A 12,349-nucleotide genomic window follows, 5' to 3' on the forward strand; every position below is an offset into this window, starting at 1 on the left:
TCAAATAGGCGGCGCTCGGGCGAGCGCCGCACAGCAAGTCACCGTCGATGGGTGTCAGGGGGTATTGAGCCTGGCCAAACGGCTGGCCTTGAGCGCCAGACCGCGGGTGGCCGCATTGGCGTAGTACGATACCTGGCCTTTGAGCCGGTCTTGAGCGGCACTGCTGTCGCCGCCGGCGAGTGCATTGCCCCAGGTCACCACTTCGCCGTCGGAAGTGAGCGCCGTAAAAGCATGACGGTTGGCGTAGATCGCGGTGACGTTGACCAGTTTGGCGGTGACGGGCGTGGTATCTCCGCCGAGCAATGGGTCTCCCCAGGCCACCACGGTTCCATTTCTGCACACTGCCGCGAACGCTCCAGCGGTGGCGGCCAGTTGAACAAGATCGTCCCTGCCGGCGATCGGGTCAGGTATCAGGCCACCCGAATTGGCCTCGGGCCATCCGACGACGTGACCACTTTCTCGAAGTGCTGCAAACGCATTCGAACTGGCGACAACTGAGATGATATCCGTCAGGGAGCGGATTTCCGCAGGTATTGTCCCGCCATAGGTGGCAGGTCCCCAGCCCGCAATTTGTCCGCTTTTGAGCATGACGACAAAGGCTTGAGCATTCGCGCAGGCCAGTGTCTCGATGTTGGTCAGGCCGGCGACATCGTCGGATACGGTTCCGCCTTTCGCGGGATCGCCCCAGGCGACCACGGCGCCGTTTTCCCGAAGTGCGGCGAAAGCGAAGCCGTTGCCGATCACGTGTTTGATGTCGGTAAGGCTGGCAATCTCTGGAGGAACAACGCCGCCAAACCCCGCTCCACCTCCCCACGCCATCACCTGGCCGGTTACTCTGAGGACAGCGAAAGCATCTCCGGCTGGCGCCAGTTCGACTGCATCTGTCAAGGCCAGGATTTCGTCAGTCAGGTTTCCGCCTTTGGCAGCGCTGCCCCAGGCATGGACTGTTCCATTGGTTTTTATGCCCGCAATAGCCACGCTGTTGCCGGCGAGCACTTTGAAGTCCGTAGGAACCACCGCGCCCATTTCTCCACCCTGACCTGCAGTTCCGGGCCATGCCACGGTGAAGTTGTTGGTGCGAATCACCGCGTAGGAGCTGCCAGAACAAGCAATCCGGGCAATATCGGTGAAGGTCTGAAAGGTTGGCGGGATTTTCTGACCATTCAATGGGTTACCCCAGGCTGCCAGATTGTTCCTGTCCCGCAGCGCCACGAATGCCCCGTCATTGGCGGGAGTGCCCGGGCCACCGGTGCCAAATATGTTCACTCTGTTCAGGGTGACCTGGTCGTCGCTGGTGCGAACTTGCAAGGGGGTATAAGGGGCGGTATCAACCCAGATCTTCGCTTTCGTCCAGGTGCTGTCTTCAGCATATTTCCACTCTGCCTCTACCCGTTGCCGGGTGTCTGCGTTGAAGGCGGATATGAGCCAGCTGGAGCTGGTCTCCCGATAAATCCCCTTGTTGTAGCGGGCTCCCATGACTTGCAACTTGCCACTGCCAATCACCTTGCGCACATCGTAAACCGTCGGGTTGGAGGGGCCATCGGTTCCGCCGGCCCGGCGTTTGATTTTGTAGCTCAAGGCGATGCTTCGGCCGTCGTTGTCGTTGATCACGCTATGCGGCACCTTGATCACGGCCAGCTCTTTGTCGGCCTGCCCGGACGTCACTGTATGCGAATACGTGGTGGTGGTTTGACCCTCTACCGTTACCGTGATTTCGTCGTCTGTCTTCAGCAGGGCGGTTGCCGGTATCACCACCGTTGCGCCGTTCGGGTGAACATCATCGGGATTCAACTGATCCTTTTGCGGTCCGGTCGCTTCTCTGAAAGTAGCGTCTGGCGGTGTGGACTCCGTCGTCTCCACTCTCAGCGGATAATCCTCCCCCGGGGTTTGGCCACCCTCGAACAGTGCCACGTAATAACGGATCACCACATTCTTGTTCAGGCAGGCCAGCACGATGGCATGGTCAACCGTGAACTCAACGGGTTTGCCCTTGTTGTTTCCGCTGATGGTTTTGTCGTCCTTGTGCACTGTCGCGCCGTCCGTCGTGGCCCACTCCATATAGAAATGATCGCCGGCGTTCTCTGGCCGGTTGGCGGCAATTTCGACGGTAGCCCCGTTCGGGACTTTGGATGGATCCAGTATGCCGTCAATGGCTTGCAGTACCTTGGCTGGATCCAGCAGTGGTTGGTCTGCCTTGCCGACGACGAAGGTCAGGGGATCGGAATAGCTGGTGATGTCGGTTTCGTTGCGCAAGATCCGGTAAGTGGCCGTCACTTTTTTTCCGCGGTTGGGCTCAATGTGCTCTGCTACGAATTTGGCATCCAGTGTGAAGTTAACGTCCTTGTCGGCTGAGAGGGCGTTCAGGACGACGAAGTCTTCCTTCTTGCCTGTGACCTCGGCATCCCACGTATAGGTCACTGTGTCGCCAGACTTGCTTGGCGTACCGGTGGGTCTTGGCGCAGTGAATTTACTGGCGCCTGCGGGCAAATCGCCGGGTTCGAGTTCACCATTCTGCTCTCCCAGAACGATGGGCTTGACCAGTTCAAACTGCGGTTCGCCGACATTCACGGAGGCAGCAGGCCGGGAACGGCGCCTGATGATTTCACCGCCTTTGTCCATCAGCAGTGTGTAGGACGCGACGACTTTTCCGCCTTTGAGGGTGTGAATGTGTTTGCCGTCAATGGGGATGCCAAAACCGTTTGGGTTGTCCACCTCGGACTGATCCGGGAAATACCAGCTATCTTCGAAGCTGGGATCATAGGGTTTGCTATCGGGCCGCGTGCCAAACCATCTAGGTTCGATTGCCATACCGACTTCAATGACCGGATTGTGCGGGATTCGCAAAGTGGTACTCGCGAGGTCGTCGGGAATCGCACCATTTTGTGCATCGTCGAGAATCGGGGCGGCCAGTTGATCGGCTTCGCCCACAATCTGCACGAACTGGCGTTTGGATCGAAGCGGATCGGTGCTGCCATCGCGTTTCAGCTGGTAAGAGAAAGTGGCTTGGGTTTTTGCCAGCTTTCGCGCATCCGGGGTCTGGATTACCAACTCGTAGGCGTGTGGCACGTTGTCGATCTTCTCCAAGGGCGCCACGGCTTCGATCGGATCGCCCTCTACCGTGGTGCCGCGCATCTTCAGTTCGATGTCGTCGTCAAGCTCGAAGTCTGGGGGTCTGGCCACCACTTGAACGATGACGTTGTCGTCACCCAGTGTCTCAAGATCAAGCACGTTGTTGATGGCCCGGTCGACAATAGGCGCGGGCAGAAGATCTGTGCCCAACGAGACTACGATCCGGGTTTCCGTGCTCCAGTCTTCTGCAACGTTTTTCGCTATGTCCGTCACAATGAAGGCCACACCAAGGCCCTTTTCATCGCTGTCGCCGGCGCATTCGATGAGTGCTTTATCCACCACGATTTCGATTGGGTTGTTGTCGGGGTCATTGATCTGCTCGGCGGTCAGCGGTGCGGACTTTTTGGGATAACCGCCCCAGGTAATTTCCGCAATATCGCCGACGGCGGCATTGGGGTAAGGCGGGGCGGTGCCGGACTTGGAACGGATGATGATCGGCACACCCGCCTCTGCTATGTCCTTATCCACGACACCGTTGACGATTTTCGGATCGATATGCATAAACAGCTCAGAGTGGCCGGGGCCTGGCAACGTATCTTGCCCCCCCGGAATCTCGAGTTTTTCGTATATATTGGTCGGCGGAGTCTGGGTTTCCCACGCTTGATTGAGTCGTTTGACTCGGTAATTCAGGGTATGCGAGCCGGTCTTGGCGTGCCGGGGGGGGACGAACAGCGTTACGCGCTGGTCCACCTCGGCGGCATCCCTGATGGTGGTCTGAGCAACGACATTGCCATCCTTCAACAGTTCGACGTCGTCACCGATGCCCATCTGGTTCCATGGCCAAAGGTAAGTCTGCAGTCCTTGTTCGGGGTGTACCCCCATCGCCGCGGCCCGATTGATCGCCCACTCACCGGAAGGCAGTGGTTCGGGTTGCTTGTCGGGGATTTCCAGCTCGGCAAGCGCTCGGGTGGCAACTCTTTTCGCAGGTTGTTTCAACATGGCAGACACTCCTGTCGAGGGATGGGCGACGGAGTGATTTAAGGATTGAAGTCGATCGCTTGGCTACTGTCAGATCTGACAGGTGAGCAGGGTTTTTCGACGAACGGATGCTGAGCGCTCAGCGCTTGTGCAGGGTTTTCTGTCGCAGAATGTAGACCGTCACCAGCACCGCACTGGTCAGCATGAACCCCCGCGCCCACGGCAGTGGCACCAGATAGCAGGAAAACAGAATGCTCGGCCACATCAGCCCGATCGCGTAGACCTTGCCCTTGAGCGGAATGCCGTTGCCGTCGAGGTAATCGCGGATCCATGGCCCGAGTCGGGGATGCTCGACAAGCCACTGATAGAAACGCGGGGAGCTGCGGGCAAAGCACGCGGCTGCCAGCAACAGGAAGGGAGTAGTGGGGAGAACAGGCAGGAAAATCCCGATCACCCCCAATGCCACGCTCAGCCAGCCAATGGCCAGCAGGATGTAGCGCAACATCAGGGGGCGGTTGCCTATGGGGTTGTCCATAGGCCGGATCTTAGTGGTGACGTGGCTTGAGGATCGCCGGTTTTTCGTCGGGCGCCTGGCACAGCAGGTACAGTGCGGTCAGGGCTTCCGGAATCTGCACGATCATGTCGTCCATCAGGTTGGCATCCTTGGCGATGTCTTCGAACTCGGGCTGTTCGTCGAACAGGCCCGAACCGACCATGATCGGCAGGAGCATTTCGCTGACTTCTTCTTCGGCGGTTTCGAACCAGGCCGCTTCGCGCAGGAACACGCCTTCCATGAAACCGATGCACCAGCCGCGCAGTTCGGAATCGTCCGGGTCGTCGCCCAGGTCCAGATCGCAGGGCAGCTCGAATTCTTCATCGGAGGCCAGTTGGCGGGCGATGTGGGCCTTGAGGCCGATCAGTGTGGCTTCGATCTCTTCGCGCTGGGCTTCACTGCTGTAATGCGGCTCTTCGGCGAACAGGGCGTCGATCCACTCACGATCGGGGACCACGTCAGCGCAGATCGACAGCGCAGTCAGGTAACCGTGAGCGGCCACGTAGTCCAGCGCCTCTTCATGCAGCTCGTCGGCGTCGAGGAAGACTTGCAGGCGGGTTAGTTGCTCGGCGAAGGACATTAAAGGGCTACCTTGGGGGAATAAACAATGCGGGAATTCTAGGCCTTCTTGAGCCCTCAAGCCAGCCGCACGGCAGATTTGCCCGCACAAGCTTCTTATCGGCGGTGCCCTTTGCCGGGGAGGGCTCGGGTATACTGCCGCGCTTTGCGATCCCTGCCGGTGTCGCGGCTGAATCTGTACGGCGTCATGCAATGCGCCCTTACGTTTTGTTTAAAGCAGCCTCGGCTGACTTGAACCAGCCTGTGCAGGGATGTTTCGGTGGATTTTTGGAGTTTTTATGCTCGAACAGGCTCAACGCGTCCTCAAGGACATCTTCGGCTACGACAGTTTCCGTGGCCGTCAGGGTGCAATCATTGAGCGCGTGGCCAGTGGCGGTGATGCCCTTGTTCTGATGCCGACCGGCGGCGGCAAGTCCCTGTGCTTCCAGGTGCCGGCGCTGCTGCGCGACGGCCTGGCGGTGGTGGTGTCGCCGCTGATCGCGCTGATGGACGATCAGGTCGCGACCCTCGAAGAGCTGGGCGTGGCGGCCGCCGCGTTGAACTCCACATTAAGCGCCGAACAACAGCGCGACCTCGCCAACCGGATCAAGCGCGGCGAAGTGAAGATGCTGTATCTGGCGCCCGAGCGTCTGGTGCAGCCGCGCATGCTGTCGTTCCTGCAAGGCTTGAACATCGCCCTGTTCGCCATCGACGAAGCGCACTGCGTGTCGCAATGGGGCCATGACTTCCGCCCGGAATACCTGCAACTTGGGCAGTTGGCGGAAATGTTCCCCGACGTGCCGCGCATCGCTCTGACCGCCACCGCCGACAAGCGCACTCGGGAAGAAATCGTTACACGTCTGCATTTGCAGAACGCCGAACGTTTTCTCTCGAGCTTCGACCGGCCGAACATCTTCTACCGCATCGTGCCCAAGGAGCAGCCGCGCAAGCAGTTGCTGGCGTTCCTTGCCGAGCGGCGCAGCGACGCCGGCATCGTCTACTGCCTATCGCGCAAGAAGGTGGAGGAGGTGGCCGCGTTTCTCACCGAGCAGGGTTTCCCGGCGCTGCCGTATCACGCCGGTCTGCCCAACGATCTGCGCGCCTATCACCAGAAGCGCTTCCTCAACGAGGAAGGTCTGATCATGGTCGCCACCGTGGCGTTCGGCATGGGCATCGACAAGCCCAACGTGCGTTTCGTCGCTCACCTCGACCTGCCGAAATCCCTTGAAGCCTATTACCAGGAAACCGGACGCGGTGGCCGCGACGGTCTGCCGGCGGACGCGTGGATGGCCTACGGGCTGCAAGACGTGGTGATGCTCAAGCAGATGCTGCAGAACTCCGAGGGCGACGAGCGCCACAAACGTCTGGAGCAGCACAAGCTCGACGCCATGCTCTCGCTCTGCGAAGAAACCCGCTGCCGCCGGCAGGCGTTGCTGGCGTACTTCGACGAAGACATGCCCGAGCCGTGCGGCCACTGCGACAACTGCACCGACGGCGTGCAGACCTGGGACGCCACCGAGCCTGCGCGTCAGGCGCTGTCGGCGATCTATCGCACCGGCCAGCGTTACGGCGTCGGCCATCTGGTGGACGTGCTGCTGGGCAAGGACAACGAAAAGGTCCGCAGCTTCGGCCACCAGCACCTGTCGGTGTACGGCGTCGGCAAGGCGCTGAATGAGAGCGAATGGCGCTCGCTGTTCCGCCAGTTGGTGGCCCGTGGTCTGGCGGATGTCGATCATGAAGGCTATGGCGGCCTGCGATTGAGCGATACCTGCCGGCCTTTGCTCAAGGGCGAAGTGACCCTTGAACTGCGCCGCGACCTCAAACCACAAATCACCGCCAAGAGCGGCAGCAAGAGCCAGGCCAGTCAACTGGTGCGTGGCGAAGAGCGCGAACAGTGGGAAGCCTTGCGCGCCCTGCGGCGCAAACTGGCGGAAGAACACGGTGTGCCGCCATACGTCATCTTCCCCGACTCGACCCTGCTGGAAATGCTCCGCAGCCAGCCGACCTCGCTGGCGGACATGGCCCGGGTCAGCGGCGTCGGTGCGCGCAAGCTGGAGCGTTACGGCGAGGCCTTCCTCGAAGTGCTCGGCGGCGAGGCCGAGGCGCCGAAAGTGGTGGCCGACGTGCGCCACGAACTGATCACCCTGGCCCGCGCCGGCATGACGCCGTTGCAGATCTCCGGTCAGTTGCAGTGCTCGGAAAAGAACGTCTACACCATGCTCGCCGAAGCCATTGGCAAGCAGCAGCTGTCGCTGGAGCAGGCGCTGGATCTGCCGGAAGACCTGATGGGCGAAGTCCAGGATGCATTCCTCGACGGCGAAGGCGAGTTACCGTCGGTCGCCGAAGTGGCGGAGCTGTTTGCCGGTCGTGTACCGGAAGGTGTGCTGTATTGTGTAAGGGCTGCGTTGCAATCGGAATTCGAAATGTGAGCCTGGGCTTACACAAACCGTTATACAGATGTAACGATTCAGTACAGGGCGGCTCTTGCCTATAGCCAAATGTCATGCTTAGCTGACTAATAATTAGTTTTTCTCTATTTCTTCAGCCTAACCATGAGTGTTTTATGCCGTTAACCGATCAACACCGCTTTGGCATGCAACTGGCCCAGATGTCCCGTGGCTGGCGTGCCGAACTGGATCGCCGGCTGGCCGGCCTGGGTTTGTCCCAGGCACGCTGGCTGGTGCTGCTGCATCTGGCGCGTTTCGAAGAGGCGCCGACCCAACGGGAGCTGGCGCAAAGCGTCGGCGTCGAAGGGCCGACCCTTGCCCGCCTGCTCGATAGTCTGGAAAGCCAGGGCCTGGTGCAACGCCAGTCCGTGATGGAAGACCGTCGGGCAAAGAAAATTGTGCTGTGTGCTCCGGCCCGCCCGCTGATCGAGCAGATCGAAACCATCGCCACGCAACTGCGCAAGGAGTTGTTCGAGGGCATCGATGAGGCTGACATGAAGGTGTGCATGCGGGTTCACGGGCACATTCTGGCCAACCTGGAAAAATCTTGAGGCACAACGACGTGCCGTTTTTTTGAGGGATCGTGCTGGGCAGACTATAAGAACTACTGGGCAATATCGTGTTCGTACCGGATGTGCGAACCCATAGAAGTCGGTTTTGCTTATTTAAGGGATGCTCATGCTCGACAGTCGGCACGTAGTACTGCGTTGCGCCAATTCGCTGCTGGTGGCCGGTGTTCTCACCTGGTCCACGGCATCACTGGCGCTGGGTCTCGGTGATATCACCGTGCATTCAGCGCTCAATCAACCGCTCAAGGCCGACATCGCCCTGGTGGACGCCGCAGGGCTCAGCGCAGGCGAGCTCTCGGCCAGTCTGGCCTCGGCGGACGAATTCGGCCGTGCCGGGGTCGAACGGGTGTTCTTTCTCAACGACCTCAAGTTCACCCCGATCCTGCATGGCAATCGCAACCTGATCCGGGTGACATCGACCAAACCGGTCAACGAACCTTTCCTGAATTTCCTGGTGCAGCTCAATCAGCCCAACGGTCATGTATTGCGCGAATATACGGTGCTGATCGATCCGCCGGGGTCGCCGGGCATCGTGCCGGCCACCGACGAACCTGATGTCCATGCGCAATCTTCGGAGTTTCCAACGCCCGAGGCGCCCGCTGCCACTACCCGGAACAAGCCTGCGGCAGCACCGGTAGTGCCGGCGCCTCAAACGACTGCGGCCAGCGACGCGCAAGCGGAACAGCTGGCGGCCAGTGTGCTGCAGAACCAGCAACTGCAGAAAACCATCGATGAGCTGAACGTGAAGCTTCAGGCGCAAGACGTGCAGATCGCCGATGGCAAGAAGCAGTTGGCCGATCTGCAGACGCGTCTGGCAGCGGCTCAACAGGCGCCTCCGGCACCCGCAGCCCCGGCGGCGCCTGCCTCGGTCACGATTCCGGTCGCTGCGCCGGCGGAGGCTCAAGACGACTCCGTCAGTTGGCCACTGCTCGGTGGATTGCTGCTGTTGCTGGGAGGGCTGGTGGCAGGGCTGATCCTGCGCCGCCGACGTCAGCCGGCAGAAATTCCGGAAGGGCCAGTACGCGTGCTGCCGCAGCGTAGCGAGCCAGAACTCAATGACAGCGAGAACGCTCGTCCTCATGCAGCCCATGGTGCCGTGGAGCATCGGGACGAGCAGGCAACCGGCGATGTGCTGGAGGCCGTGGGTATTTATCTGGCCTATGGACGACTGGGCGAGGCGCTCGGCTTGCTGCGCGACGCGCTGAAAAAAGAACCGGATCGCATCGATCTCGGTGTGCAGTTGCTAGAGGTGCTGGGACGGCAGGGCGATCAGGCGGCGTATGACGAACAGGAAAACCACTTGCGCCAGCTCGGTGTCGAGGACCCGCGGTTGCACGAGATTCGCGCCCGATATCCGAAACTGGCCAGGACTGAACCGTTGGCTGCGGCGGCCCCGGTCATTGCCGCGTTACCCGTTGAGCAAGCTGCACCCACAACTCCGCTGGCCGAAGATGATTTCGAGCTGAATCTGGAGCAACTGTCGATGGATGCCAGCTGGGATCTGGAAGACAGTCGCTCGGCATCGGACCCGCTGTCCTCGGCACCCTCGGCACTTGGCTCGAGCCTGCAAATCTTGCCGCAGGATTTCGACTTGCCACAAACCACCAGCGATGACGTTGAAACGACAGAGCTGGAGTGGATCGCCGAGCCGGATGTGCAGCCGATAGACGACGATTTTCTCAACGAATTTGGCGATCCCGGCCAGTCACTGGCGCTGGAACCGCTTGATCTGCAAGCCGCGGAGCCCGAGCCGGATCCCGCTCAGGCCGTCAGCGCCGGCAAGCTCGAACAGGCCCAGACCTGCATCGACGATGGCGACCTCGACAGTGCGATCGCCTTGCTCAATGAGCTGCTGAAAGAGGCCGATGAGCCGCTCAGGCAAACGGCACGAACCCTGTTGGCCGGGATTCGCTGATCCGGCTCAGAAGGTCTGCCCCAGATTCAGATAAACCGCCTGTTCATTGGCATCATTGAGGCCATAGCTGAAATTCAGCGGCCCCAGCGGAGTGTCAAAACCGATGAACACGCTGGCCGCATTGATGTAGCCGCTGTCGAACTCGTTGTCGTTGTTCCAGGCCCGTCCGCGCTCAAGCGACCCGCCGGCATACAACGGGAAATCCAGCGGCAGATAAGCGCGGGGTGTCAGACGGCGGTAAAACACCGCCCGCATCAGACTGACGTTCTGCCCGGAGATGGCATCTTCGCGGAAACCGGACAGCTGTCGGGCGCCGCCGAGCAGGAAGCTCGATGTCACCACGTTGGCATCGTCCAGTGTGCGGCCGTAACGCCCGCCCAGAATCAGCGTGTTCGGGCCGCTGCTCATGGCTTTGTCCAGTTTGAATTCCCACTGTCGGTAGCGCGTGTCGGAACCCAGGCTCGGTTCGAATTGCATCAGGGTCAGGCTGACGTCCTTGCCGTCGTGGGGGAAGTAAACGTTATCCAGTGAGTCGAACGAATATTTCAGCGCATAGAAGCCTTCGTTGAAGTGTTCGCTCGGCAGGTTCTGATCGCCGATCCGTACGTCCGCCTTGCCCCAGGCCTCACCGACGCCGAAGCGGATTTCACCGTTGTTGCCGATCTGGCGGCCGACGTTGAGACCCAAACCGTAGCGCTCCACCCGATATTGGGCGATCGGATCGTTGTCGAGCACCGAGTCGACGTTCTGCGCTTCGAACGCCGCATACGGCGCGACGAAGTAGCGTGAGCCGACATCCAGTGGCTGATAGAACTCGGTATAGAGCTCCTGCTTGTCGCCGATCTGCGCCCGGGTCAGCCACTCGGCACCGAGGCGGTTGATGCCGTTCATTCGGTAGCTGGCGCCGAGGTTGAAGGCGCTGTCACCGCGCATATCGTCCGACAGGTTCAAACCGACCCGCAAGTAATCGGTGCCGCTGCGCTTGCCCCGGGCGCTGATCACCAATGTGTGTTCCTGGCCCTTGTGCACCACGCGGTACTGCACCTGTTCGAAGTAATCCAGGCCGTACAGGGTGCCCATGTCCGAGTGCAGGCGCCCAAGGTCCAGCGGCTCGCCGATGGGCTGGCGGATGTAGTAACGGATCACTTCGTCACCGACTTTCGAGTCGTTCTCGACCCTGATCGCGGTAATGATCGGCGTGCGCTGGCCCGGAGCTCGGGCGGCATTGAGCTCGGCATCCTGCGACACCGCAGGCTTCAATCGGGCGAGGCGGGCGTCGAGGGCTTTGGTGGCACGGTAACCCGCGTCGATCATTTCCTCGGCACGACCGAAATCGGTGACGCCGAAACTGGCCAGCGGCGGCTGGATCAGCACGTCGTCCGGGTGCAGCGCCGCCAGTTGTTCTTCGGAGTTGCGCCGGGTCATCAGGGTGATCGACTGGTTCAGCACATCGACTACGGTGGTCAGTTGCTTGCGATTGCGCAGTGGAGTACCGATGTCGACCACGATGGCCACGTCGACGCCCATTTCCCTGGCGACATCGAGGGGAATGTTGTCGGTCATGCCGCCGTCCACCAGCAACCGGCCATCGAGTTCGACCGGAGCGAATACCGCCGGAATCGACATGCTGGCACGGATCACCTGGGGTAGATGGCCTTTGCGAAACACCACTTTTTCGCCGTTGGCGATGTCAGTGGCCACGGCGCGGAACGGGATTGGCAATTTGTCGAAATCACGGGTGTCACTGGTGTGCGCCAGCAGACTTTCCAGCAGCAGCGCCAGGTTTTGCCCCTGAATCACGCCCAATGGCAGGCCGAGGCTGCCGTCATCGCGAAAGCTCAGTTTCTGTTTCACCAGAAAATCGCGGTCGTCCTGTTTGCGCCGGAACGGCACGTCTTCACGGGGCGGGGCATCGGACAGGGCCTGCTGCCAGTCGATGTTCAGGGCGAGATTTTCCAGTTCGTCGATCTTGTAGCCCGAGGCGTACAGCCCTCCGACTACCGCACCCATGCTGGTGCCGGCAATCGCATCGATCTTGATGCCTTGCTCTTCCAATGCCTTGAGTACGCCGATGTGCGCCAGCCCACGGGCCGCACCACCCGACAACACGAGGCCGACTTTTGGCCGTGGTGCTTCACTGGCATGGACGAACAGCGGGAGGAAACCAAGCAAAAGGCAGATCAGCAGACGACGCATTGTGAGTCTCGGGGCGAGCGTTAAAGCCGGCTATTATAGCGGCGCCCTCTGGCTCAGGAGTTTC

The 12,349-nt window shown here is 60.5% G+C and carries 7 protein-coding genes; 3 read left to right on the top strand and 4 right to left on the bottom strand.

Annotated features, from left to right (window positions below; translation table 11 throughout):
• Nucleotides 1–54: 54 nt before the first annotated feature.
• The 3 genes from ACSPX5_RS02450 to ACSPX5_RS02460 form a co-directional block, all read right to left on the bottom strand.
• A complete protein-coding gene (locus tag ACSPX5_RS02450; protein ID WP_439820892.1) occupies nucleotides 55–4,068 on the bottom strand; it encodes an RCC1 domain-containing protein in 4,014 nt (1,337 codons plus the stop codon).
• A gap of 118 nt (nucleotides 4,069–4,186) precedes the next feature.
• Nucleotides 4,187–4,582: a YbaN family protein gene (locus ACSPX5_RS02455; protein ID WP_439820893.1), complete on the bottom strand. Its 396-nt coding sequence runs from the start codon at nucleotides 4,580–4,582 to the stop codon at nucleotides 4,187–4,189.
• Nucleotides 4,583–4,592: 10 nt separating this feature from the next.
• Nucleotides 4,593–5,180, bottom strand: coding sequence for a UPF0149 family protein (locus ACSPX5_RS02460; protein WP_169429347.1), 588 nt, complete (start codon nucleotides 5,178–5,180; stop codon nucleotides 4,593–4,595).
• 277 nt (nucleotides 5,181–5,457) lie between these two features.
• Here ACSPX5_RS02460 and recQ point away from each other — a divergent pair, with 277 nt between their 5' ends.
• From recQ to ACSPX5_RS02475, 3 genes are all read left to right on the top strand, one after another.
• Entirely contained in the window at nucleotides 5,458–7,587 is a 2,130-nt protein-coding gene (gene recQ / locus ACSPX5_RS02465) for a DNA helicase RecQ (protein ID WP_323161799.1), read from the top strand.
• 134 nt (nucleotides 7,588–7,721) lie between these two features.
• Nucleotides 7,722–8,156 carry a MarR family transcriptional regulator gene (locus ACSPX5_RS02470; RefSeq protein WP_065260957.1) on the top strand — a complete coding sequence of 145 codons (435 nt, stop codon included), beginning with the start codon at nucleotides 7,722–7,724 and terminating at the stop codon, nucleotides 8,154–8,156.
• 127 nt (nucleotides 8,157–8,283) lie between these two features.
• Nucleotides 8,284–10,089 carry a FimV/HubP family polar landmark protein gene (locus ACSPX5_RS02475; protein ID WP_439820894.1) on the top strand — a complete coding sequence of 602 codons (1,806 nt, stop codon included), beginning with the start codon at nucleotides 8,284–8,286 and terminating at the stop codon, nucleotides 10,087–10,089.
• A 6-nt stretch (nucleotides 10,090–10,095) separates the two neighbouring features.
• On the opposite strand, the gene ACSPX5_RS02480 is transcribed toward ACSPX5_RS02475, so the two are convergent.
• Nucleotides 10,096–12,285 carry a patatin-like phospholipase family protein gene (locus ACSPX5_RS02480; protein WP_169429350.1) on the bottom strand — a complete coding sequence of 730 codons (2,190 nt, stop codon included), beginning with the start codon at nucleotides 12,283–12,285 and terminating at the stop codon, nucleotides 10,096–10,098.
• Between the last annotated feature and the right edge of the window lie 64 nt (nucleotides 12,286–12,349).

The sequence above is a fragment of the Pseudomonas sp. HLG18 genome (assembly GCF_051903985.1).
GTDB classification, from domain to species: Bacteria; Pseudomonadota; Gammaproteobacteria; order Pseudomonadales; family Pseudomonadaceae; genus Aquipseudomonas; species Aquipseudomonas fluorescens_BT.